This window comes from Paenibacillus sp. JQZ6Y-1, assembly GCF_040719145.1.
Classification (GTDB): domain Bacteria; phylum Bacillota; class Bacilli; order Paenibacillales; family Paenibacillaceae; genus Saccharibacillus; species Saccharibacillus kandeliae.
In genome coordinates this window covers 294,868-318,240 of record NZ_JBFDUZ010000003.1, presented here as the reverse complement: position 1 = coordinate 318,240, position 23,373 = coordinate 294,868, and the positions used below count along the sequence as shown (strand labels likewise).

21 protein-coding genes are annotated in these 23,373 nt (G+C 45.9%); 15 read left to right on the top strand and 6 right to left on the bottom strand.

Features of this window, described 5'->3' with window-relative positions; all coding sequences use genetic code 11:
• Positions 1-134 precede the first annotated feature (134 nt).
• The 6 genes from ABXR35_RS17650 to ABXR35_RS17625 all read left to right on the top strand — a co-directional run bounded on the left by ABXR35_RS17650 (position 135) and on the right by ABXR35_RS17625 (position 7,319).
• Complete coding sequence (locus tag ABXR35_RS17650; RefSeq protein WP_367063342.1) at positions 135-617, top strand: ABC transporter permease; 483 nt, start codon at positions 135-137, stop codon at positions 615-617.
• A 67-nt stretch (positions 618-684) separates the two neighbouring features.
• Positions 685-1,020: a hypothetical protein gene (locus ABXR35_RS17645; RefSeq protein ID WP_367063341.1), complete on the top strand. Its 336-nt coding sequence runs from the start codon at positions 685-687 to the stop codon at positions 1,018-1,020.
• 13 nt (positions 1,021-1,033) lie between these two features.
• Positions 1,034-1,579, top strand: coding sequence for a hypothetical protein (locus ABXR35_RS17640; RefSeq protein WP_367063340.1), 546 nt, complete (start codon positions 1,034-1,036; stop codon positions 1,577-1,579).
• Positions 1,566-2,555, top strand: coding sequence for a hypothetical protein (locus tag ABXR35_RS17635; protein WP_367063339.1), 990 nt, complete (start codon positions 1,566-1,568; stop codon positions 2,553-2,555). Before ABXR35_RS17640 ends, ABXR35_RS17635 begins: the two co-directional genes overlap by 14 nt.
• A gap of 131 nt (positions 2,556-2,686) precedes the next feature.
• Positions 2,687-3,919, top strand: coding sequence for an S-layer homology domain-containing protein (locus ABXR35_RS17630; protein ID WP_367063338.1), 1,233 nt, complete (start codon positions 2,687-2,689; stop codon positions 3,917-3,919).
• Positions 3,920-4,439: 520 nt separating this feature from the next.
• Positions 4,440-7,319: a DUF5704 domain-containing protein gene (locus tag ABXR35_RS17625; RefSeq protein ID WP_436669386.1), complete on the top strand. Its 2,880-nt coding sequence runs from the start codon at positions 4,440-4,442 to the stop codon at positions 7,317-7,319.
• Between the two features lie 259 nt (positions 7,320-7,578).
• Here ABXR35_RS17625 and ABXR35_RS17620 read toward each other — a convergent pair whose 3' ends face one another.
• The 3 genes from ABXR35_RS17620 to ABXR35_RS17610 form a co-directional block, all read right to left on the bottom strand.
• Positions 7,579-8,391, bottom strand: a complete 813-nt coding sequence (locus tag ABXR35_RS17620) for a TraX family protein (protein WP_367063336.1) — start codon at positions 8,389-8,391, stop codon at positions 7,579-7,581.
• 426 nt (positions 8,392-8,817) lie between these two features.
• The gene (locus ABXR35_RS17615) at positions 8,818-10,086 is read right to left on the bottom strand and encodes a stalk domain-containing protein (protein ID WP_367063334.1); all 1,269 of its coding nucleotides are present in this window, start codon (positions 10,084-10,086) and stop codon (positions 8,818-8,820) included.
• Positions 10,087-10,500: 414 nt separating this feature from the next.
• The gene (locus ABXR35_RS17610) at positions 10,501-10,875 is read right to left on the bottom strand and encodes a DUF805 domain-containing protein (protein ID WP_367063332.1); all 375 of its coding nucleotides are present in this window, start codon (positions 10,873-10,875) and stop codon (positions 10,501-10,503) included.
• 260 nt (positions 10,876-11,135) lie between these two features.
• Here ABXR35_RS17610 and ABXR35_RS17605 point away from each other — a divergent pair, with 260 nt between their 5' ends.
• From ABXR35_RS17605 to ABXR35_RS17585, 5 genes are all read left to right on the top strand, one after another.
• Positions 11,136-11,816 (top strand): Na-translocating system protein MpsC family protein, encoded by a 681-nt coding sequence (locus ABXR35_RS17605; protein WP_367063330.1) that lies wholly within the window; start codon positions 11,136-11,138, stop codon positions 11,814-11,816.
• A gap of 129 nt (positions 11,817-11,945) precedes the next feature.
• Positions 11,946-12,317 carry a response regulator gene (locus ABXR35_RS17600; protein ID WP_367063328.1) on the top strand — a complete coding sequence of 124 codons (372 nt, stop codon included), beginning with the start codon at positions 11,946-11,948 and terminating at the stop codon, positions 12,315-12,317.
• 112 nt (positions 12,318-12,429) lie between these two features.
• Entirely contained in the window at positions 12,430-13,107 is a 678-nt protein-coding gene (locus ABXR35_RS17595; RefSeq protein ID WP_367063326.1) for a Na-translocating system protein MpsC family protein, read from the top strand.
• Between the two features lie 320 nt (positions 13,108-13,427).
• On the top strand, positions 13,428-14,069 hold the full coding sequence (locus ABXR35_RS17590) for a deoxynucleoside kinase (RefSeq protein ID WP_367063324.1): 642 nt from the start codon (positions 13,428-13,430) through the stop codon (positions 14,067-14,069).
• Complete coding sequence (locus ABXR35_RS17585; RefSeq protein WP_367063322.1) at positions 14,047-14,718, top strand: deoxynucleoside kinase; 672 nt, start codon at positions 14,047-14,049, stop codon at positions 14,716-14,718. Before ABXR35_RS17590 ends, ABXR35_RS17585 begins: the two co-directional genes overlap by 23 nt.
• A 280-nt stretch (positions 14,719-14,998) precedes the next feature.
• On the opposite strand, the gene ABXR35_RS17580 is transcribed toward ABXR35_RS17585, so the two are convergent.
• Positions 14,999-15,379 carry a hypothetical protein gene (locus ABXR35_RS17580; RefSeq protein ID WP_367063320.1) on the bottom strand — a complete coding sequence of 127 codons (381 nt, stop codon included), beginning with the start codon at positions 15,377-15,379 and terminating at the stop codon, positions 14,999-15,001.
• A gap of 598 nt (positions 15,380-15,977) precedes the next feature.
• On the opposite strand from ABXR35_RS17580, the gene ABXR35_RS17575 reads away from it, so the two are divergent.
• Both ABXR35_RS17575 and ABXR35_RS17570 read left to right on the top strand, forming a co-directional pair.
• Positions 15,978-16,994 (top strand): DUF2167 domain-containing protein, encoded by a 1,017-nt coding sequence (locus ABXR35_RS17575; RefSeq protein WP_367063318.1) that lies wholly within the window; start codon positions 15,978-15,980, stop codon positions 16,992-16,994.
• A 334-nt stretch (positions 16,995-17,328) separates the two neighbouring features.
• The gene (locus ABXR35_RS17570; protein WP_367063316.1) at positions 17,329-18,942 is read left to right on the top strand and encodes a gamma-glutamyltransferase family protein; all 1,614 of its coding nucleotides are present in this window, start codon (positions 17,329-17,331) and stop codon (positions 18,940-18,942) included.
• 202 nt (positions 18,943-19,144) lie between these two features.
• Here the strand turns inward: ABXR35_RS17570 and ABXR35_RS17565 are convergent, their stop codons facing one another.
• On the bottom strand, positions 19,145-19,780 hold the full coding sequence (locus tag ABXR35_RS17565) for a TVP38/TMEM64 family protein (RefSeq protein ID WP_367063314.1): 636 nt from the start codon (positions 19,778-19,780) through the stop codon (positions 19,145-19,147).
• 237 nt (positions 19,781-20,017) lie between these two features.
• On the bottom strand, positions 20,018-20,638 hold the full coding sequence (locus ABXR35_RS17560) for a TVP38/TMEM64 family protein (protein ID WP_367063312.1): 621 nt from the start codon (positions 20,636-20,638) through the stop codon (positions 20,018-20,020).
• 393 nt (positions 20,639-21,031) lie between these two features.
• Here ABXR35_RS17560 and ABXR35_RS17555 point away from each other — a divergent pair, with 393 nt between their 5' ends.
• Positions 21,032-22,063 carry a potassium channel family protein gene (locus tag ABXR35_RS17555; protein WP_367063310.1) on the top strand — a complete coding sequence of 344 codons (1,032 nt, stop codon included), beginning with the start codon at positions 21,032-21,034 and terminating at the stop codon, positions 22,061-22,063.
• Positions 22,064-22,439: 376 nt separating this feature from the next.
• The gene (gene aroD / locus ABXR35_RS17550) at positions 22,440-23,216 is read left to right on the top strand and encodes a type I 3-dehydroquinate dehydratase (RefSeq protein ID WP_367063308.1); all 777 of its coding nucleotides are present in this window, start codon (positions 22,440-22,442) and stop codon (positions 23,214-23,216) included.
• Positions 23,217-23,373 lie beyond the last annotated feature (157 nt).

Here is a 23,373-nt window from a genome sequence, read left to right as displayed (position 1 = left end):
GAATCGCAGACCGGAACGGTAATGAATGATCCAAGTAGCTATATGGAACAAAGATGAACCAACGTACCACGTTTATAAGGCTTTCAGCTTTACTACAACATACTACATCCAAACCCAATTAAAGGAGTTAACCCATGAATAACGCATCAGCCGCTTTGAAAGTAGCCGCAGGACTGTTCCTGACTATCGCCCTTATCACCATCGTTGTCGTGCTGTTTATCAGTGCACAGGAAGCAACCAAAACCGCTCAAAACAACTTTTCTGGTATTCAGAAGGAACTGGATCAAACGCAATACGCTGTATATGACAATACCAATATTTCTGGCAGTCAAGTCATCTCCTCGCTGCGTAAGTTTCAGGATCAGGAGTCATTCGGCATCCAAGTGCTGACTGGTAAAAATCCATCCGGTACATGGTATTTCCATCAAGTGAATACAACCGCATCGGCAGACAGTACCGATTATGGTGCAGTTAACAGTGACAAAGCCAGCGGAACATTTGCCGACGCATTGACACAATCTTCTGGTAACTATATCAATCCAACGGGTACATTCAAAAGCCAAATCGTTCGCGACCGCAGCAATGTCGTGCGCGCTTTGATTTTCAAACAGAACTGATCCAGGCACATCTATGATGGGTCTAGGGGAACATGCCAAATCGGCATTATGGCTAGGGGCGGGCATATTGATTTTTATCATATGCCTGTCTGCTGGCTCATCGTTATTTCGTACAACCGCAGACATCAATGCCAAGACGTATGCGTTGACGGCGACAACGGATCGTAATCAGCAGTCTACTTTGAAGATCGAACAGAGCGAGACGGTGAGCGGAGCCGAGGTGCGTCAGAGCATTCATATGATTCGTGATATTGGTGTCGATATTGAAGTGGACGGCATGCACTACAGCAAGGACTTGGAACCGGACGATGTGGATGTGTCCGGTATCGATCTGAAACGCAACTACAGCCCGACCTATGTACGGGATACGTCTGGCAATCTGGTGTTACTGCAATATCACTGAAGGAGGGGCGACCATGAGCAATGCCATTTTAAAAATATTCGCAGCGCTGCTGGCGGTGCTGCTGATGGGCATCTGGCCGATCTATACCGCCTACAGCTCGCAGGACAGCAATTCCCAGATTATCGTGCTGAACACCGTGACCAAATTTGTAGATAGCGTACGGGATAAAGGGTATATCACGCCAGAAATGTATCAGCAGTTTGAAGATCAGCTGTATCTGACGGGCAATACGTATGACATTCAAATGGAGCATCAGCACAAGCGCTATGATCCGGTGTACAACGACGACGGATCATTTCAGGATAGTTATCAGGTGAATGACGAAGGATATTACAACAGTCAGATTCGGGCGAAGCTATTTCCGGCAGGCAATGACAATATCCACGATCCAGCACGAATGTACAAATTGGCGGCAGGCGATTATTTTAGCGTGACTGTCAAAAACACCAATCGTACGATGGCGACGCTAATGGGTGATCTGCTATTTAACGGCGGTAGTGCTCCCAATGAAAAGATTGTGATTCCGTATGGAGGCATGGTACTGAATGAAGATTACTAACTGGGCGATCTTCTTCGTGCTGATTCTATTGTTTGTCTTCGTCAAAAACGCGTTGGATCAGGAGGATAACCGCAGCAATTTGCAGCTGCAAGTTCGCTACAACCGTGCGATCGATACTGCAACTCAGGATGCTGCTCAGGCACTATTAACCAATGCCAGTCAGCCGCTGGAGAGCCAGTATCAGTCTGCCAAAAACGTGCGTATTAACAAGGAAGAGGCAGCAGATACATTTTTCCATACGATGTATTTAAACTTTGGTGTTAGTCATGATTCTGTCGGTCAGCAGGTGTTAAATGGATACATTCCTGCGCTGATCGTCATCGGCTACGACGGTTATTACATGTATCAGTTGGAAACGTATCGGAATGCTGCGGGCGAGACGGAGATGCGCCACGTATGGAGTCCGAAAAAGCCGTATGCGTACGAGGATAAGGATCATAATACGTATACCTTCACACTCGACGACTATGTTACAGTCAATCGCGCCACAGATGGAAAATGGCTGGAAGGCTTCCGACGAGATATACAGGGCGAAAGTGGAATTCCATTTTTACAGGATGAAGCCGCTTATGATGCAGCAAGGCGCACCGCCATTGTCAATCGTATCCAAAACGATCTGAGCGCGACGATTAATCGCTACAATACACTGTCCAAGCAATATGGCGTCTCCTATACCTTTACCGTGCCGTATATCGATCAGGAAGAGTGGAACAATACGATTAACGATGCGGGTGTACTTGCATTTGTGCAGGGGATTCCGCTGGGGAATGCGTACTACAACAATTACGCACTCGGCGGCGCACGTATTATCAAGCAGGACATGTATCAGGGGATTGTCGCCAATGGTCGTAAATATTATTATTCCACCAGCTCCTGTACATCGGATTATACAGCCGAGGAATTATTTACTTCTCCCAAGGAAGCAGCACGCAAAGGCTATCAACCACTCAATTGTACCATCGGCTATCAAAAATAGTGCTTTCGACCGATAAAAAGCAAGAAATGATGCCAGAATTGGTGTATATTGAGAACTGGCAGCATGTAGCCTGACTAACGATCTACATAAGAGCAGGGGAAGCCATTTTATCCATACAGGGGGATCACGAAATGAAAGCAAGAGTTGAGAGTAAGGCTAGATTGATGAAGAAAACCGTATGTACCGTATTAGCAGCATCCATGCTAATGCTGGCTAGCCCAGCCGAACACCATTCCAGCGCGGCAGCCGCCAGCTTCAAGGATGTTCCATCGTCTCACTGGGCAAAAACTGCGATTGACCAAGCCGTATCCAAAGGTTATTTTAAAGGCTATGCTGACGGAACATTCAAGCCCGGCGCATCTGTGACACGTGCAGAATTTGCTGTATTGCTGGATCGTGTATCTACAAACGAGCCAGATGGTGCAAGTGCTTCTTTCTCTGACGTAAGCGGAAATTGGAGCGAAAGCGGCGTGAAAAGCGCGTCCGCCAAAGGGTTTATCACATCTGCCGATTACCCGAATGGCTTCAAACCGTCTACGCCAATCACTCGCAAAGAAATGGCGAAGTGGATGTCCTCTGGGCTGGCAGCCGAGTCAGAGGATTACAAACAAGCACTGAGCGACACGGCGGATACAGTCGTGCCGGTAGCGGAGTATTTTAAAAAGACGATGAGCAAAAGTGACTTTCCCTATGTATCGGTAGCAATTGGTACTGGGTTGATGGGTGGCTATGCGGATGGAACGTTCGGACCAGCTAAAACCACGACGCGAGCGGAAGCCGCTGTTATTTTAATGAGACTGGCAGATGTTCAGGCGCAGAAGGCGGATTCGTTTACAGGACTGAAGGAGCTTCGTGAGGTTGGGACGACGGGGACGAACATGAAGACGATAACGCCTTTCAATAGTGGAGTGACATCGTTCAAAAATGTACAGGGAAAGAAAATGAATTATAGATATAATGCTGGCAGTGCTAGTGTTCAAAATGTAATTTTTATTGATGCGAGAGATTGGAGTAATAAAAAAAGTATATATGCACCGATTTTTATTGGAGCTGATGACAGAATAAGTAATGAAAATAATACTATTCGAGCTTTTGTTAATCAAACAGTATATCCAACTGAGAATTTTACGCTTTCTACTTTTAAAAGTAGTTTTGTTGATCAATTAGTTGCTGGAAGTACAATTCCGAATGAATTGCCAAAGACAATAGGCTATAATACATTACCGACAAAAAATCCTAATGAACAATTTCGAACTTTTATGAATAAACCTGAAGGCATGCAAATCTGGACTACAGTTTTTATTTCTTATTCGAAACCTAATATTCTTTATAAAGTAGCCGATGGCTCGTATTTTTCATTTTAAGATAGGCGGTTAAGGGAATATGAGGAAAATTACATTTATTTTACTAGTGGTATTAGCTTTTTCTTTAATTCCGCAATTTAATTATTTTATTAGTACAAATAACAGTAAAATTGCTGCAGCTTCCGATGAAAATAATAATCAAGACAAACCAAAGAGGATTTATCCTCCTGGTGGACTAACAATTTCACCAAAAGAGCCTGCTAAAATTCAAATCGCTAAAATACCATTAAATGGTAAATCTAATCCGAGACCGAAAGTAGTCTGGATACAGACTGATTTAGGGAATTGGAAAGCTTCAAGGAACGATGATTATGATACTTATGATGCAAAAGGAGTAGAATTCAAAACTGGTAATGAAAATCCTTCTTTGGAGAATTCTAGACCAGAAATGACCGAGGTTAAAGATAAAATTACAGTACAAAATTATCCGCCTGATTCAATGGTTGATTCTACTGGGTGGATATATAACCAAAAATATATCAAAAATCTATTTTTTGAAACAGTTGAGTATGATGATGCCATTAGTTACGATCGTGTCCCTAATGGCATAGAGTATACTAGTGGAAATGTTTTTGCTATTGTCCACACAAAAACTGGATATAAAAAGCAAGAAGATTTACAAGAACTTTATAGTGTTAATGGTAAAATGACAAATAAATATAGGCTTGAATATTACACTCCATTAAAAATTGGATATACAGGTTATGTTACTGAAAAAAAAGAGATCCAAGCTACCGAAGATGCTGAGCTGCAAGTGGGCGATACCACGCAGCTCACTGCGGAGGTTCGTACGAAAGAATATAACATGGAAGATTTCGATGATAACTGGACCAACGTCACGAACCGAACGCAAACGACATGGGAGTCTTCCAACACTTCCGTCGCCACTGTAAGCCCGACTGGTCTTGTCACTGCTCTCACAGAGGGCACCACACAAGTTTCGGCTTCGTGGACGTCCGCAGATGGAGTCTGGCACCTCAAGGACACGGTCGAAATTTCCGTCGGCGTGGATCAAGAACCACCTGAACAACCAACCAGCATCTGCTCCATTCCCAAAGCGGGCAAGCAGATCATCGGCAAATACATGGACCCGCTGGCAACGGCTGTGATCAAAGCAGACAAACGCGATGCCGAACAGTTTGACGTGTCCAAAGGCATTCCAACGAGCGAAAGTCTGTATGGGAATGTACTCGCACGCACGTATTTGTCCAAGCATACCTTTACCGAATATTCCGGCGTATGTACATACAAAGTGGTCGTCAAGCGAACCTACAATCTCAAATGGGAAAACAGTGCCGGACGCACCAAGCGAGCGACCGAAACGAAAAACTACAGCTATGAGGTCAAGCGCCCGTATTCCTACTGGAAGATCGACAATCTAGAGGTCTATAACATCGATCAGGCGACCTTGATGAACTATGCGTTCTCGGGTGAACAAATAGACATTTCGCCTAACAACTATACTGCGCCATCGTTTTCTACAAAAACAACAGGAACGTATCATGCCCCGCCAACACCGGGTGTGATCAATGGCGGCAGCAAATCCTTAACCGGTAACAAAAGCCGCCCTAGTATTCCGAATGAATCCAGTTCCTTCAAAAGCAAAGCGGAAAACGCCGTAAAGGATGTAGACGTGGAAAATGACTATTTGAAATTCAACAATGATGTGCTGATGGACAACACCAAAACTGCGGTACACGGTCCCGATCCCAAGCCGATTCCAGAACCGCAACTGATCGGCAAAAACGTTCTGTACAGCACAGGCAATACCATTCCGACCAGCAAAACCAACCGCTCTAATACCACCAGCAAAGGCAGCATATCTTATCTGTTGATGCGCGGTAATATTAAAGGGGGCGCGAATGCTTCCTACGACATTTACGGCGTCAACACGGTCACCGTGCACACGCCGGTAGTGAACTATTCGAGTATTTCTAATGACAAGCAGCATAACCAGAAGACACAGCCGAGTCAAAGTCGAATGGCGCTGATTCTAGATCGTCCGTTTACGGTGCGTATGCCAACGAGCGGGCAACACGTCAATTATCCGGGGTATGGCAGTCGAAACTACGCCAAATATTTCAAAACCAAGCAGGTCTTGTTCCCGTTCGATGTGTACAACAAGGAGAAGACGACGTTGTATCCGAAAAACACATGGATTGATGTCCCCGTTAATCAGCTAGATACGGTATTCAACCTCCCCGTCTGGATCGACGAAGGCAATTACACCGTCTCGTTCCGCAACATCGCTGAAAATGCACCTGCCAGCTTTACCGCGCAGCAGGATGCTAATACCGATCTGAGCAATCATGTTGCCAAGGATACGGTGGATGTGGAAGTGATCGGTCGGATGTACGATTTCCGAGTGACCGATATTGCCGACTTTAACTGGGAACAGGTCTTTCGTAAAGCCGCTGGTAGTAATCTACCAACCGGTGCCGCATACTGGGTAGGAACAGGGAACATTGACGGAGCAGCACGTGGAAACAAAGCGCCCTACACTCTGCCCATTATGCGCGGCAGTCATCCCGCACAAGGCTACAAAAACGTAGCGGTCAAAACGGGATACCATTTCAAATTCGATCTGAAAACGATAGGCAATATGTTCGGGGACAAGGATGCGATTCGCATCACGCCTTCGTTTGCGTATCAGGATAAGGATGCCGATACAGCACCCAAGCGCATTCCGGTCGATCTGTATTACCATTCGGACAACCGGAAGTTTATCAAAATCGGTTCGTCTGCGGACACCGAGCGTCGCACCGTAACCTTGAATCAACGACTACGCAATGTACCCGCCGCTGATTTGAATCGCACAGCTACTGCCATTTATGATCTAAATGAAGGCTGGACTGTGAGCAAGGAGCAGTACATCGCTAGCTTTTTGAAACGAGCGCTGCAAACGACCTATACAGGCGGCTATGATATTCAGATTTTGCCTTCGCCGCTGCGTACGTTTATCTCTACGGTAGCGCGCCCAGACAAGGCTTCGGCATCTCTGGCACGAGTCCAAGCGAGTGTACAGCAATGGTATGGCGAATATAGTCTGCCTGCCAATGTATATGCCGTTGCGCAAGGGACGAATCTAGCGGAATATGGTCGTACGCACACACTGGATGAGAAATCACCGATCTTCTTAAAAAACGGCTATATTACGGTCAACTTTGATCTGGAATCGATTGTAGACGGCAATACAAAACAGCCGCATTTGCAATATATCCATGCACCGCTGGACAACCAGTGGTGGGATATGGAGCAATTTGACCAGACCGATGGCGAACGCGACCATATCGTCACCGATCCTTACAACGTGAACTATGCAGTTACGGATGGGGATGTTCTATTCTACGATACGGACGAATCATCCTACAACGACTTCAAATCGTCTGGTACTCATTGATTTGTATAGAAACAATAACAGAAGCATCAATGCAAATCGAGAATTGCTCATCTGTTAACAAAAAAGAAATCATTCATTTCAACAAAGTGTGAAAAAAGATGTATAGTAAAAACGCTTCTGTCCTCCAAAGGGCAGAAGCGTTTTTATTTTAAGCAGTATTCACGTTAAGCAGTATTCACGTTAAGCAGTATTCACGTTAAGCAGTATTCACGTTAAGCAGTATTCACGTTAAGCAGTATTCACGTTAAGCAGTATTCACTTATTTATGCAGAAAATAAGCAAGCAGGTATAGGAAGTAAATATGTGCCGGATAGAACACGTAGAATAGGTATTTCATGTTGCGTCCTTTTTGCCCGTTATACAGCGCTATAGGAATGGCAGCGAATACCATCATCCATTGGAATTCGCCCAGCCAGTCAAAGCCACTGCTATATAACAAAAACAAGGAAAAAGCGGCAAGTGCAGCAATTTGTAAGGCACGACTGCGACGCAGCAGATAGAAGGCGATACCTAGCAAGACAAACCAGAAGCTACCTTCTACCAACAGCGGAATCGGCACGAATTTCCATAGATAGCTTGACCATGCCGGAAACGTAGAAGAACTCAGTACGCTCAACATTACCACACTTAACGCAATGGGGATCAGCAAGCCGACAACCGCGCCTATGCCTTTGATCCAGCTTCGTGCCTTCATAGATGATGTCAGTATGTCGATCATCCACATATAAAAGACAGCCAAAAACAACGTACCAAAAATATTATTCAATAACATAGTATCCGACGGGAACTGCTGTTGTACAACAGAGCTAACTCCGTTCATCAATAAAAATCCGATATACAAATGCAGCAAATATTTACCTTTACTACGCGTATAATGAAAGCCTTCGGCGCTGGCGAACAGGAAAATGGGAGCGACGATGCGACCAATCCAAGTAAACCAGATCGGCACGCCGTCCATCCAGAAAAATTCATGAACATGATCAAACACCATCAGGATCATACCGATCAGCTTGAGTTGAAAGCTGTTGAATTGCAAATGCTTAAAGCCGGGAATAGCAGTAAGAGTAGACATGACAAAACCTCCGTTTGAAAATGAATGAACCGCGCGCGCTATGCCTATTCCTTCACTGCCTGTTTGCTAAGAAACGCAATCAAGGGCAACAGAGGATGACATATACGCTTTTTGCTGGTTACATCATATCCAATACGGAGGCTGGGTCACTATCGAATTAGCTTAAAAAAATCTTACATTCGCGTAAGGTCATGTTCGTGTGTTCTCAGATGAATGCACAGGAGTACATCATTCATATAAGTTTACATTCATGCTAGGTCATGTTCGCATATTGTAGTGTTGATATGCATTGATACAGCATTCAAATGGATTTACATTCACGTTAGATTACGTTCGCGATTCACATAGATTACATTCCTGTGTTCGAGTCTTGATGGGCATCTATGCGCCGTTCATCCATGTTCCTATACACTTGTACGCAGCATACTATTTAAATTCTACCGACTTCTGCATCGCTGTCCACGCATTTTGTCCAATGATACCAAGACGCCAGAGGGCGACGCCTTTCAGATCGTAGCGCTTGGCAAGACCGATCTTGGTGTTGACGGAGCTGCTGTCTTCGCTGCTGAGTGAGATGCCGAGAATGAGTTTGCTTTTATCAACCTGCTTCAAAGCCAGCTGGATCGCATCGTCCACTTTGGCAATCGGCTCGGGGCTTTTTTTGTCCGCATAATCGTAAGCCATGATGATCAGATCATCTGCCAGCGTACCAAGCGTTTTGTAATCGTAACCAGTGTAGGAGCTATTCAGCGGGTGCAGGGCTAAAGTCAGCTTCAGACCTGCCTGATGTGCACGAGCAGATATATTTTGAATAAAAGCATTGTATTCCGTACGTGCTTTGGCTTTGTCGCCACTCCAGCCAAGCCCTTCAAAGTCAAGTACGATGCCTTTAAAGCCTTTGCTGGTTGCGGTATCGACAATGGAGCTAATGGTACGGTTTTGCAAGGTGGCATCCTGTAGATTTTTGGTCAATTCCCCGTGACCGTCTACCGAGTAGACCATTAGATACGGCGATGTGCCTTGCGTGGCGGTATTTTGAATAATGGTGTCCGGTGTATCGCTGCCTGCTGCTTGTGGCCATTTGTATTCGGTGCTGGTGGTAGAAAATTCACCATCTGTTGTGATGCGGCTCCATCCATATGCCACAGTGTCAAAATCCGGTACATAGCTGCGTTCGTCATACGATGAGATCGCGTAAAATCCCAGCGTATACAGATCTTCGGCAGGCGATGTAATCTCGACTGTGTGTGTCGCAGCGTCCCATTTTACATCTGCGCCGAATTGTTGACTAAAAAAGCTAAGTGGAATCATCGTATTGTTGCTAATGCTTTGCGGAGCTACGGCGAGCGTTACGGTTTGACCATTTACCGTGGCGGTCGGATTGTTCATCGTCAGGACGACTTTTTTGCTATCCTGTCCAGCGGCGGATGTTGCCGTAATCGTTTTGGCGGCTTGGTTCCACGATACGGTAATGCCCAGTGCCTCGGAAATGGTGCGGAACGGCACCATAGTTGTACCCTTGATCATGGTTGGCGCAACTGGGAAAGGCAGATTGTAGCCGTCGAGCATAATGCTGACTTTGGAGGTTGTAGCGGCATGGGCGACCGATGTAAATGGCGTTGTCGCGAATACGCCTGCTCCGGCGATCGTTAGTGATAGAGCAGCGCTAATCCATCTTTTGTGCATCGTGTTCATGTGTGAGACTCCTGTTCGTTGTAGGATATGTAGCGTGACGTTCATACAAGCTGGATGTATCTTAACTTCTGCTGTTCAACCTTTCCTATTTTACCAGAATCCAGTGCATATGTTGGTAATAAAAGAATGATATTTTTGTCATAATGAGAATGCAGTTAGATATGAGCCTACACATCTATAGCCGAATACCTCTGCAAATACATTCCATATCCATATATAAAACAAAAATATAAAGCAAAACCGCCAATCTCTGGCTGATCTCTTTCCTTTGCAAGAAGAATGATCAGAGCCATAGATTGGCGGTATGCTGCTGCGATTTACTTGAGACTAGAATCCATGCTATTCAACTAGCTTAGTATTGCATTGGAACTATGGTATCGTATTCCATGTAGTCAAGCTTCAAGCTACGCGTACTTATACAGATTGCTTTTGTGGATTGTTGTAGTCGATGTAATCTGGGTGCACACCGTATTGGTTGCTTGCTGGGTCACTTGGCAGGCAATCAAATACGAGGACTACAAATGCGCCGAATGGTACAAAGTTCAGCAGGTACCACCAACCCGAGCGATTGGTGTCATGCAGACGACGAATGCTAACTGCGATACTCGGAACAATGATCGCGAGCGCGAAGACTCCGTACAAAATGTTGTCAGCACCGATAATCTTGTCGATCGTTAAAACGACAATCGCCAACAATGTACTGAACAGCATGTACATCCAGAACTCTGTACGCGATGCTCTACCAGAGAATGTCGCGTAATTTTTCAAGCAATAAAGAAACCATTTCATCCAACTTACCCCTTATCTATATATGTATTGTATGACCTACTAATTAGTAACATATACAGGTGGATTTTGGAAGGTAAATTTACCCAAACGCACAAAATGATATGCCAAAAGCAAGACGTTTACCGCGTGCAACTTTAGTACCGATTTTTCCAAATCAGAACCATTTATACGTTTAAAGAACACAGAATTACGCAAATAGGTTATAGTGTATAAAGTAATTCTCCTTAAATCTTGCATACATGATAGTGGGTGCATTTCCAATGAACAATACCGAGATGATCAGTCGAACGACAAGTTATACTAGCAAATTGCTACGCACGCGCTTTGGAAAAGGTCCAGAATCCATGTCGATCACGATGGATCAACATATGATTTTGATCCGTTTGCATCACTTTTTAAATCCGGTTGAGGCATTTCTGCTGAACGAGCAGGAGGAGCAGACCTTTTTGCACACCCGCGAGCTGGTGATGAAATCACTGTTGTCAGAGCTGGTGGAATTTTTGGACGAGCATTTAAATTTGCAGGTAGATCGGTTATATTATGATTGGGGTATGCACAATGCCTCTGGTATGATTGCAGGGATTCTGCATGATCCAGAACTGGGACAAACGGCAGACTATGAAGGAAAGCAGACGGTGCATCAGCAGATCAACGAGGTGACCGCAGCGATCCAGCGGCAGGCTTCATTTATGGACTCATGGTGGTTGAAGCCCAATACACTAGTTGTCTTTCGAAAGGGTATAACCGTACTTCTGGAAAAAGAGCTTTGTGAACTGGGTTATGAGAATCAGCTACGCGCAGCCAAACGCAGGTTGGAAAAGCGAATGTTGCAGCAAGACACCGATCTGGAACGTCTGTTTCACAAAGAAATCGAAGATGTGTATACGGATTGGAACTTTGAGCAGGATGACAGTCTAATTCTATATACGTTCAAATCATAATCAACACTGTATAGACGAATATAGAGTTCGGTAATAATTCAGACATGCAAATGCGCTGACATTAGGCCGAAGTAGAGGTACACGACGCCTCTGCTTCGGCCTATTTATTTATAAGGAGGAAATGTTACGATGACAACCATTTTATACGTGGGTCACGATCCAATTAACCTCCAGTTACTTCGTTATTTGCTGGACAAAAAGTTTCCGCACATCACACTGATTGAAGCCACAAATGGAACGGAAGCGTTACAGCAAGTACAGCAGCATTTACCTAAGCTGGTGATCGTCGATATCCAACTGCCGGTCATGGAGGAATACACCATTCCTGAACAATTGAAGCAAAATCTGCCGGACACGCCGATGTCGGTGTGGGCGGTTAGCGGTTTTGCCATGGATCAGGATGTGGCACGTGCGCTGAATGCCGGATTTGGACGCTATTTTACCAAGCCGCTGCATCTGCTGAATTTTACTCGCCAGCTTCGTCGCGAGCTGAGCAGTTAAGCACCTCGGTCACAGTGCTGTATTCCGCTTGCGCTGCGGTACTGCCATGCTCTATGGCAAATTCCAATCCCTCTATCCTCTAAACTCTATGGAATCTGGAGTGTATAAATCATTGAACGCAAAAAGCATAATCACCCAAACGACCAGTTATACGACCAAACTCTTGCGTAATCGATTTGGTAAAGGTCCCGAATCGGTCTCGATTTATCTAAATACGCATTGTATGGTATTTCATTTGAAAAATTTTATTAGTCCAGTAGAGAAGTTTCTACTAAGCCAAGAAGAGGAGCAGGCGTTTCGTTATACTCGTGATCTGTTAATGAAGTCGCTGCTGCCGGAGCTGCGTGACTTTTTGCAGCATCAGTTGAATATGGAGGTACTGGACTGGTATTACGACTGGGGACTGTATCGCGCTTCTGGTGTCATCATCGCGCTGTTAGGCAAGGAAGTTCCGCCGTCAGTGGAGTATGAAGGCAAAGCGCAGATTCACGAACGTATCATCGAAGCTACAAGTGCGCTGCAAAAGCCACCCGCTCATATCGATTCTTGGTGGATCAACAACCGAATGCTGTTTATTTTCCGAAGCGGTGTTACGATTTTGCTGGAAAAGGAATTTATCAGTCTCGGTTATGAGCATATGCTACGCATGACCAAGGATCGACTGGAAAAGACGCTATTGGAAAGTCATGTAGGCATCGAATCGATTGTGGACAAAAAAGTAGCTGACATCTATGTGGACTGGAACTTTGAGCATGATCACAGCATGATTGTGTATTTGTTCGAGGAATAAGCCATCGCTTTTGCTAGCTATCTTGATGATCAAAGATGACAAATAACCGCTGTGCATATGCAGGCGGTTATTTGTCGATCTTCGATGTATGAAGAAACAGCATGGAGACCACATGGTACAGGAAATGCGCTGAATATATTGGAAAGCGTACTGCCGATACTCTCATGTTGCTTCTATATATAAAGGTTAACGTACGTCCATACAGTTGCGAAAAATTTTTTTGAGATAAATAGTATACCTCGCTGGTCAACATCCAATTTCATGATACAATACATAAAGTCTATGCACGACGATGCGATACAGGAAGGATAGTACAGCCTATGACACAACCCCCATTTATTGCCGTAGAAGGCCCAATTGGTGCTGGGAAAACGACACTGTCCACAATGTTGTCGCAGCAGTTTGAACTGCCGCTGATCAAAGAGATTGTGGAAGAGAACCCGTTTCTCGGCAAGTTTTACAAAAATATTGATGAGTGGAGCTTTCAGCTGGAAATGTTCTTTCTCTGCAATCGGTACAAGCAGCTAGAAGATACCGGGCTGCACTATATTGCTAACAATCAGCCAGTCATTTCCGATTATCATATTTACAAAAACATGATCTTCGCCGAGCGTACACTCAAAGGCGTGAAGCGTGATAAATACCGCCAGATTTATCATCTACTGACGGACGATCTGCCTAAGCCGGATATTATTCTGTATATCCGTGCCAGTCTGGACACGCTGCTGACGCGTATTGAGCGTCGTGGACGTTCGTTTGAACAGGCGATGGATACCGCATATCTGGAGCAGCTGATTGCTGATTACGATGATGCGATGGCGGCAATTGCAATAAATGAACCGAATACGAAGATTATTACCATTGATGGCGATGCCGTTGATTTTGTGGAGAATCAGGCGCAATTCAGCGAAATTGCTGCCGCATTAAAGGAGCTTATATATGAACGAATACAACATACCTGATAACGCGCTGATCACGATTGCCGGAACGGTGGGCGTAGGCAAGTCGACATTGACAGCGAAACTAGCGGAACGACTGCATTTCAAGACGTCGCTGGAAAAGGTAGATCATAACCCGTATCTGGAGAAGTTTTACCATGATTTTGAGCGCTGGAGCTTCCATCTGCAAATTTATTTTTTGGCAGAGCGCTTTAAGGAGCAAAAGCATATTTTTGAAGCGGGCGGCGGCTTTGTACAGGATCGGTCGATTTATGAGGACACTGGTATTTTTGCTAAAATGCACGCGGATAAAGGTACGATGTCGGTGACGGATTACGAGACGTATACCAGCCTGTTTGAGGCGATGGTGATGACGCCGTATTTCCCACATCCCGATGTACTAGTTTATCTGGAAGGCAGTCTGCCGTCGATTCTGAACCGGATTCAGCTGCGCGGACGTCAGATGGAGATTGATACCGACCGCTCGTACTGGGAGCAGATGCACGGTCGTTATTCTAACTGGATCAACGAATTTAGTGCTTGCCCCGTACTGCGTCTGAATATTGACGAATACGATGTACATGACTCGGCTTCACTGGATCAGATCTTGCGTCAAGTGAGCGATGTGATCGCGGTATCGCGTCAGGGCAAGCTGAATAATGTGATGGGCTGATTGTTAGGATATGTTCAAGGTTAAGCAATAGGAGATTATAAAGGGTAGATCAAAGACTACGGATGACGTGAGATAGGGCTGATCCTATCTCGTCATTCGTAGTCTTTGTTATAGGAGGCTGTTCGCGCAGTCATCGGTGTAAGGTAGGAATGTTCATCGTCGGACTCTTGTATGATAGTATTCTTTTCTCGTGCGATTGTATTCCTATAATGAAGCCAATGTGATCCTGCTCGTTGATAGGCAGGGTTATGTTATAGTTGCATTGCTTCCTTATGGTGCCTTACTGTTCATTCTCATGAACAATATACTGCTGCAGAAAGTCCAGAAAGTCACCCTGCATCGAGCCAAGTGGCAGAATGACTTTCATGATTTGGAATCGCCAATGCTGTCCGCCTGCATCAAAGGACCAGACAGACGCTAGCTGTATACCAGCACGAAACGAATGACGACTCAGATCAGCGATATTCCATTGAACGGTATGTACAACCTTGGTAGAAAAGAAGTTGAGAAACAACACCTTTAGCGTATCATGATTCATTAGCAAAATCGCGCGGCTGGTGATGGACGCCATGCTTTGCGATTGAGCATAACAGCATACCATACCCGGTTCTTTATGCGGTTTGGAGAGGCGGTTGATTAGCTTTTTGTGAATAAATAGCATGAGTGATATACCTTTCTTTTATAAAATGGCTATGACATGCAGTGATGCGGCAACAGAGAGAATGGTTGAGTTAGACACAGTAACGAATGAGCTGCGTAGAAATAACAAAAAACAATATGCACCCCATGTAATAGATTGTAGCACCAATCCATTCAGGATCAAAAAAGGCATACACCTTCCATTCCTTTACACGTTAGAAGAGAGTGTCAAATGCACTTCCTCACAAATGATCCTTTGGCTTTATAAACAATAGGTATGGAGTAGCATACGCCATCTGACACTTGATGGACAACTATTTTTGGGTAAGCAATCATCCCTTATGATACGGATTCCAAATGTACACAAATGCGAAATAAAGAGACAAATGTACTATGGTATTCTTGGTTTTTCAAATCCAAAAATGGTTCCAAAGGTATGAATACGAATGTTTATATCAATTATGTATTGATTTAGATAGCAAGCAAATGATAGGATGCAAAGGTCCGTGTAGTATATCAATCTATGATTCGAATAGTGTGAGGCTCGCGGAATAGCAAAAGTAGACAATAATAGAATAGGGGCAGTATCGCATAAGCGATGCTGGAAAGGAAGGTACAGATTGAGATTTGCAAAAGGTTTGGCTCTCGCAGGAGCATTGGTATGGATGATGGTGGGCACAGTGCCTGCATACGCATCAGATGGTAGTAGCAGTACACAGACAGAGAGTACATATAACTGGGTAGCTGGTCCGCAGAAGGTAGAGATGGATGACATTGCTTCACTGGATCTGGGCAAGGAATTTTACTATCTGGATGGCGATGATACGAAGAAAATGACGACCGATTCCAATGATATTCCAAGCGGTAAAGAGATCGGTAGCGTATTCCCGACGGACGAAAATCAGAACTGGTGGGTATTGTTTGAATACACCGATTCCGGTCATATCGCCGACGATGAGAAAAACGATATCGATGCTGACGATCTGCTCGACAGCTATCGTGAAGGTACAGAGGAAAACAACAAACAAGTGCCTGCCGAAAATCAGCTGCAAGTAATCGGTTGGGATCAGGAACCGAATTACAATGAGAATACGCGGAATCTGACTTGGTCGCTCAAGCTGGAAGATGCACAAAATCAGCCGATTATTAACTACAATTCGCGTATTCTGACGCGTACTGGTTATATCTCTGTTATTCTGGTTACCGATCCAGAGAATATGACGACCGACCGTCAGATTCTAGAGCAAAAGATTTTGCCGAATCTGACTGTGACGAGCAGCAATCAATATACTGCGTTCAATGAAGCGACAGACCATGTATCCGAAATGGGTCTGACGGGTCTGATCGTTGGTGGTGCTGGACTGGTTGCCGCCAAGAAGCTCGGTCTGCTGCTGTTGCTGAAAAAGTTCTGGTATGTGATCGCGGCTGCTGTTGTGGCAGCATTTGGCTGGATTAAGCGTCTATTCACCCGTTCGCGTGAACGCCGTGAGCAATCGCCATATCACTCCTCCGATGTGAATAATGGCAATAACGGCAATCCGTATAACGGAGGAAATGCAAGCCCTACTCCGCCGCCAGCAGTGAACCTGCACAAGGATGAATCGCAGGATCAACGGAATGATCGTACCAACGGTTAAGTAGGCATGGCTCAATAGGAAAAACAATATATACATGATCCCGCAAGGCTCGTTTCGTCACTGAAACGGCTTTGCGGTTTTTTGTGTTTTGAGACGATATGTCATGTAGGATGATGGAATCATGATGTCATGTGAGTGGTTGTAGTCAGCTCATGCTTTTCCATTTCATGCTGGAAAAGCTTATACTACAGATATGCAATCATTCGTATGGATATGCAGTGCATTGTATTGGTCTGCATAATCATACGTATGGAAGAATACATACTGGATGGACATTGGAACCGATTGGTTGACTATATTGGAGTGGAGTCCATCACTGGAATGGAGGCTGAAGATGACAACATTTGATCCGTTATTTTACCCGTATCCTTCTCAGCGCAATGCAGTCTATGCGCGCAATGGTATGGTAGCAACCTCGCAGCCGCTGGCGGCACAGGCAGGGCTGGATATATTGAAAAAGGGCGGCAATGCTGTCGATGCTGCGATTGCTACCGCCGCTTGTCTGACGGTAGTGGAGCCGACGTCAAATGGAATTGGCGGCGATGCCTTTGCCTTAGTATGGATGAAGGATGAGCTGCATGGGCTGAATGCGAATGGACCAGCGCCGCAGTCTATTTCGATAGAAGCAGTTCAAGAAGCCGGGCATGAGCGTATGCCGACCTATGGCTGGACACCCGTTACTGTACCGGGCGCACCGGCAGCTTGGCAGGAACTGTCACAGCGATTTGGTCGCTTGCCGTTGACCGAAGTATTGCAGCCCGCTATCGACTATGCAGAAAACGGTTTCCCCGTATCGCCGACACTTGGCTACTACTGGAATTTGGCATATCAGCGATTTAGTGAAGTGTTACAAGGGGAGATGTATCAGGGCTGGTTTGATACGTTTGCACCGAAGGGCAGAGCACCACGCATTGGTGAGATTTGGAGATCACCGGGTCATGCAGCTACGTTGCGCAGCATTGCGGAGAGCGGGGCGGAGTCCTTTTATCGGGGCGAGCTGGCAGAGCAGATAGATGCTCATTCACGCGCACATGGTGGGTATTTGCGCAAAGAGGACTTAGCGTCATTCACTCCCGAATGGGTGCAGCCGATCTCGGTGAATTATCGAGGATATGATGTGTGGGAGATTCCTCCGGCAGGTCAAGGGCTGATCGCCTTGATGGCATTGAATATACTCAAAGGATATACCTTTACCGAACGCGATACAGTGGATACGCATCATAAGCAGATGGAAGCGATGAAGCTGGCATTTATGGATGGGCTAAAATATATTACGCAGGAAGATAAAATGACGATCCGTGCTGCACAGTTGTTGTCTGACGTGTACGCGGAGCAGCGCCGTCAATTGATCGGCGATACAGCATTGCAGCCGGAGGCAGGGCAACCACCAGCGGGTGGGACCGTGTATTTGGCGACAGCGGATGATGAGGGCAATATGGTGTCGTATATCCAGAGCAATTATATGGGCTTTGGCTCTGGCATCGTAATTCCGGGAACCGGGATTGGTCTGCAAAATCGTGGACATTCCTTTTCGCTGGATTTGACCCACGATAACCGATTGGAGCCGGGCAAAAAGACGTACCATACGATTATTCCCGGCTTTTTGACCAAGCAGAATCGTCCGATTGGACCATTTGGCGTAATGGGTGGCTTTATGCAACCGCAGGGGCATATGCAGGTAGTGATGAATATGATCGACTTTGGATTGAATCCGCAGGCGGCGCTAGACGCTCCACGCTGGCAATGGCTCGAAGGCAAAGTGATCGAAGTGGAGCCATCGTTCCCCGATCCTCTTGCCCAAAGTCTCATGCGCAAAGGTCATATCATTCGCCGCGCCAACAGCTCTGGTGGATTTGGACGCGGACAGATTATCGTGCGGGATGAGCAGAACGGTGTGCTGATCGGCGGTACAGAATCGCGCACAGATGGCGCGATTGCTTCGTGGTAAATAAGAATAGAGCAGAACTCCCATTATAGATGCAATGGGAGTTCTGCTCGTTTTGTTATGACGATCTATTTATCCAAAGCAGTGCAGCATTCGCCTCACATCATTGTAGTGATCGTTATATGCAAGGTCATACCTTGACCCTAACAGAATCATTGGAAAGCTCATATCACACTCATGTAGGGAATAATCTACTTATCAGACATCAAGAGGTGGCTTCTTCGGTAGCAGCCGAAGCGGATTCTTCATGATGCTTACCAACCCAGCTCTCCAGCTTTTTCGCTAGAAATAGTCCAGCAGCAATGAATACTACGACTGGCAGCAGCAGCCACGGATTCTGGATATAGCTGTCCAGATCGGAGCCGATATACGAGACGACAAAGATCATAATCGCTCGTCCGGTGGCAGAGGCGATCAGGAAGGAGCGTAGCGAGATGCCGCTTAATCCTGCCGCTGCATGCATGACCGTAAACGGTCCAAATGGTAGCAAGCTGAACAAAAACAAATATAAAAAGCCGTTCTTTTCGATCCAGCTTAGACTTTTGCGAATACTTTTTCGTTCGGCAAAGCGCTGAAGGTATTTCCAGTGCGAGAGTTGGCGGACAAGGATGAATACCGTCATGATGCCGACCATAACCCCTATCCATGAGTAGAAAAATCCATACCATAATCCATTAGCCGCTGCATTAAGCCCAATCACCACCATCGTTGGTAGCGGCGGGACAAACGACAGTAAAAAAGCCAGTGCAATACTGACTAGCGGACCGAACGAGCGATATTGCTCCATCAGCCCTGTGATATCCTGATCTGCCGTAGACGAGAGCAGCAGTGTCATATCCATCCGATTCATTCCTTCCTTTTATAAAAAAACAAAACCGCCAGCGACCCAAAATGGGGGCTGGCGGCTGCGTGTTGAAATATAATGTCATCTTAAGCTTATGTCCATAACAGACAAGGCTCACGATGAACACAAAAGTATACTAGGCAGCCGAATATCGTTCTACCTCTTATTACCCTTTCCGTGCGCTTCTGACCGCGTTCATGGCAAATTTAATTGCATAAGCAACTTGATTGTCATTCACCCCTTTGACTGCTTATCCCTTTGGCTGAAAAAGGCTTCAATCCGGCGGCTAATCACCAGACAGACAGCGATAAACAGCACCACCAGCGTCAGATACCACGGATTCTCCCAATACAACGCCAGATCGGCACCGATAAATGAAACGGCAAACACCATCACTCCGCGTCCAAATAAAATCGCAATTAGAAACGAACGAAAGCGAATGCCGCTCAAGCCTGCGGCAATATTGAGCATCGTAAACGGACCTACCGGAAACAGACTAAGTAGAAATACATACGTAAATCCATTGTCCCGAATCCAGCGCCGCGTACGATCCACTTTGGGACGACTGGCAAGGCGCGTCAGATAACGATGCTGTGACAGCTTGCGAATCAGCGCAAATGCCACCAATGACCCGCCAATAATACCGATATACGAATATAGGAACCCGACCCACAGCCCGTACACTGCGGCATTGACGCCCAGCACGATCACCGTTGGCATCGGTGGAATAAATGATTTTAGAAACGGAATCAGAATGCTGATCAACGGTCCCAGTGATCGGTATTCATTCATCCACCGCTTCAAATTTTCTTCGTTTATATAAGACAGCCAATCCGAAACTGCAATCTCCATCATCCTGCGTACCCCTTTACTCCGCCTGCTTCAAGCTATCCACAGCAGCCTTGTTCGCTATTATGTCTCTATCGTTGCTTTTATTATAGCGGATGGAAGGCAAGATGGAGCGGGAAGGAATAGACAAAGTTAAGGCATTTTATAGCGGAAGATTCCATACCGTTTGCGAGAGAAGAAGAGTTAGGGGCTGCAAGGATCACTATTTTTTACAATAAACAGGTGGAATGCCGACAGATCGCGAATAATGCTACATTCCGGCTATCTATCTATTGATCTGTTTGATTGCGGAATAGAGATCATGCCATATAGCAGGAATAGAGGCATAGCAAGCAATACATAGAGCAATGCTCGCAGGCAAAGCAAATGGCAGAATGTACATAGGAAAGGAATGGGAGCATGCATATCCTGATTCAATTATCGCGTCGGCTGATTCGGATGCGTAAATCGGTGTTGGTGTGTACGGCACTGCTGTTTATTCTTGTTAGCTCGTTTATCGCGTATGCGTTGGAGCCACAAACATTTGGGCATTGGTTTAACGCACTCTACTGGGTGCTGACGACGATGTCCACGGTCGGGTACGGGGATTATTTTATGGAGCACGTACCGGGCAAACTATTTACTATGTTTCTATACATCTTCGGGATCGGGCTGCTCAGCTTGATTATCGGGAAAATCATCGACTCTATGGGGGAATACAATCGTAGAAGGGACGCGGGCAAATTGAGTTATACCGGGCACAATCATGTCGTCATTATTAATTGGAGTAAAAAGGCGCAATATGCGATTGACGAGCTATTTTCGAGCAATCCGCAATTGGATATTATTATTATCGACGAGCTGGACAAGCATCCGCATGATCACCCGCAGGTTCATTATGTGCATGGTGATCCAACGCGTGAAGAGATACTGGTACAGGCAAATATTGCACATGCGCAATCGGCGATCATTTTCGCGGATTCGCGGATTGATGATGCGTCGCTGGTGGATGGCAAATCGCTGCTGGTTGCTTCCAGTATCGAACGCATCGCTCCGCAGGTGCATACCACGGTAGAGATTATGCTGGAAAATCATATTAAAAACTTCCGCCACGTGCATATCAATGAGTTTGTACTATCTCATGACGCTATCTCACGTCTGGCTGTACGTTCAGCGCTGCATGAAGGGAATAATGATATTATTAATCAATTGCTGAATCGGCGATATGGCGAGGATCTCTTTCATGTACCAGTACGTGCGGAATGGAGCAGTTACGGTGATGCCTTTCATGCGCTGTTGGCAGAAGGCGCAACGCTGATCAGTGATCGCAACGATATGACCATCAATCGCAAATTGAATGACAACATACCGGAAGAAGCGAAGCTATTCGTGCTGTGCGATGATGCAACCTATGCACGTATAATCGGTTCTACCGATACCCTTGGAAAATAATCAGAGGATGGCTATCTAGACGGCAACGCGACTTTGCGATAGAGATCGTCATTGATCATAACGCAATATCCGTGTTACACGCTATAACACTCATTGCAGTACAGCAGTTTAGAGGGGTGCTGTGCGGCATGTCCATGTAGCTTGTCATTCTCAAGTGTGACAATAACGGGTATACTAGGGGCAATGAACATCAATAGGGGCAGATGAATCGGTCAGCAGCGACGGGAACGTACCGTTCCTTTGTACCGTTCACTGACATAAGGATTCCACAGCACCGGATACATACCGCAGGAATAGTCCCACGGCGGCTGTTGGAGCCTCTTCCCTTGTCATCTGTTATTTACATCCTACTATTCCGTCGAAAAGGAGCTTATGTATGGCTAACGACTTTACACCCGTGATTGTAAAACATGTGGTGATTGGCGAAGGTGCGCCGAAAGTATGCGTGCCGCTCGTCGGTCGAACTACTGAAGAATTACAAGAGGAAGCACGCTTTTTGCAAACCGCTGATTTGGACGTGGTGGAATGGCGAGCGGACTTTTTTGAACATGTGGACAGTATAGAGCGGGTACGTGCTGCACTGTTAGAGATTCGTGCGTATCTACCATCCGTGCCGATCATCTTTACGTTCCGTACGGCAAAAGAAGGCGGGGAGCGCGAGATCAGCGATGCGTACTATGTACAATTAAATCAGTCGCTGGCGTCTTCCGGTCAGGTGGATCTGATCGATATTGAGCTGTTTATTGGCGACGAGCATATCCGCGCCATCGTGGATAAGGCGCATCAGCATCATACCGCTGTTATTATTTCAAATCATGATTTTCAAGGAACACCGCCGAAGGAAGAGATTATCTCGCGTCTGCGCCGAGCACAGGAGCTGGGCGGCGATCTGCTGAAGCTTGCAGCGATGCCGAAGTCTGCGGCGGATGTGATCACGCTGTTGGACGCAACGGTAACGATGCGAGAGCAGTATGCAGAGCGTCCGTTGATTACGATGTCGATGGGTGGTCAAGGGCTGATTAGTCGTCTGGCAGGCGAGCTGGTCGGTTCGGCACTCACGTTTGGAGCGGTAAAACGCGCTTCTGCACCCGGACAGATTCCGATTGCTGAGCTGCGCAGTGTGCTGAATCTACTGCATAACAACTCCAAATAAAAATGAAATGTTCATTATTATTCCCCTGTAGATGAATCTACAGGGGAATTTGTTGTATAAAGATGTTCGGAATGGTTTAAAAGAAATCAAAGGCATCATTTGACCTCGTCGATGTGAATAGATACATGACAAAGAACATATTACCAATCCGTCTCTG

Bases quoted from the DNA above. Each gene is read 5' to 3' on its own strand.
- ABXR35_RS17650 (WP_367063342.1), top strand. From the start codon at position 135: ATGAATAACGCATCAGCCGCTTTGAAAGTAGCCGCAGGACTGTTCCTG.
- ABXR35_RS17640 (WP_367063340.1), top strand. From the start codon at position 1,034: ATGAGCAATGCCATTTTAAAAATATTCGCAGCGCTGCTGGCGGTGCTG.
- ABXR35_RS17635 (WP_367063339.1), top strand. From the start codon at position 1,566: ATGAAGATTACTAACTGGGCGATCTTCTTCGTGCTGATTCTATTGTTT.
- ABXR35_RS17630 (WP_367063338.1), top strand. From the start codon at position 2,687: ATGAAAGCAAGAGTTGAGAGTAAGGCTAGATTGATGAAGAAAACCGTA.
- ABXR35_RS17620 (WP_367063336.1), bottom strand. From the start codon at position 8,391: ATGTCTACTCTTACTGCTATTCCCGGCTTTAAGCATTTGCAATTCAAC.
- ABXR35_RS17615 (WP_367063334.1), bottom strand. From the start codon at position 10,086: ATGAACACGATGCACAAAAGATGGATTAGCGCTGCTCTATCACTAACG.
- ABXR35_RS17610 (WP_367063332.1), bottom strand. From the start codon at position 10,875: ATGAAATGGTTTCTTTATTGCTTGAAAAATTACGCGACATTCTCTGGT.
- ABXR35_RS17605 (WP_367063330.1), top strand. From the start codon at position 11,136: ATGAACAATACCGAGATGATCAGTCGAACGACAAGTTATACTAGCAAA.
- ABXR35_RS17600 (WP_367063328.1), top strand. From the start codon at position 11,946: ATGACAACCATTTTATACGTGGGTCACGATCCAATTAACCTCCAGTTA.
- ABXR35_RS17590 (WP_367063324.1), top strand. From the start codon at position 13,428: ATGACACAACCCCCATTTATTGCCGTAGAAGGCCCAATTGGTGCTGGG.
- ABXR35_RS17585 (WP_367063322.1), top strand. From the start codon at position 14,047: ATGAACGAATACAACATACCTGATAACGCGCTGATCACGATTGCCGGA.
- ABXR35_RS17580 (WP_367063320.1), bottom strand. From the start codon at position 15,379: ATGCTATTTATTCACAAAAAGCTAATCAACCGCCTCTCCAAACCGCAT.
- ABXR35_RS17570 (WP_367063316.1), top strand. From the start codon at position 17,329: ATGACAACATTTGATCCGTTATTTTACCCGTATCCTTCTCAGCGCAAT.
- ABXR35_RS17565 (WP_367063314.1), bottom strand. From the start codon at position 19,780: ATGGATATGACACTGCTGCTCTCGTCTACGGCAGATCAGGATATCACA.
- ABXR35_RS17560 (WP_367063312.1), bottom strand. From the start codon at position 20,638: ATGATGGAGATTGCAGTTTCGGATTGGCTGTCTTATATAAACGAAGAA.
- ABXR35_RS17555 (WP_367063310.1), top strand. From the start codon at position 21,032: ATGCATATCCTGATTCAATTATCGCGTCGGCTGATTCGGATGCGTAAA.
- aroD (WP_367063308.1), top strand. From the start codon at position 22,440: ATGGCTAACGACTTTACACCCGTGATTGTAAAACATGTGGTGATTGGC.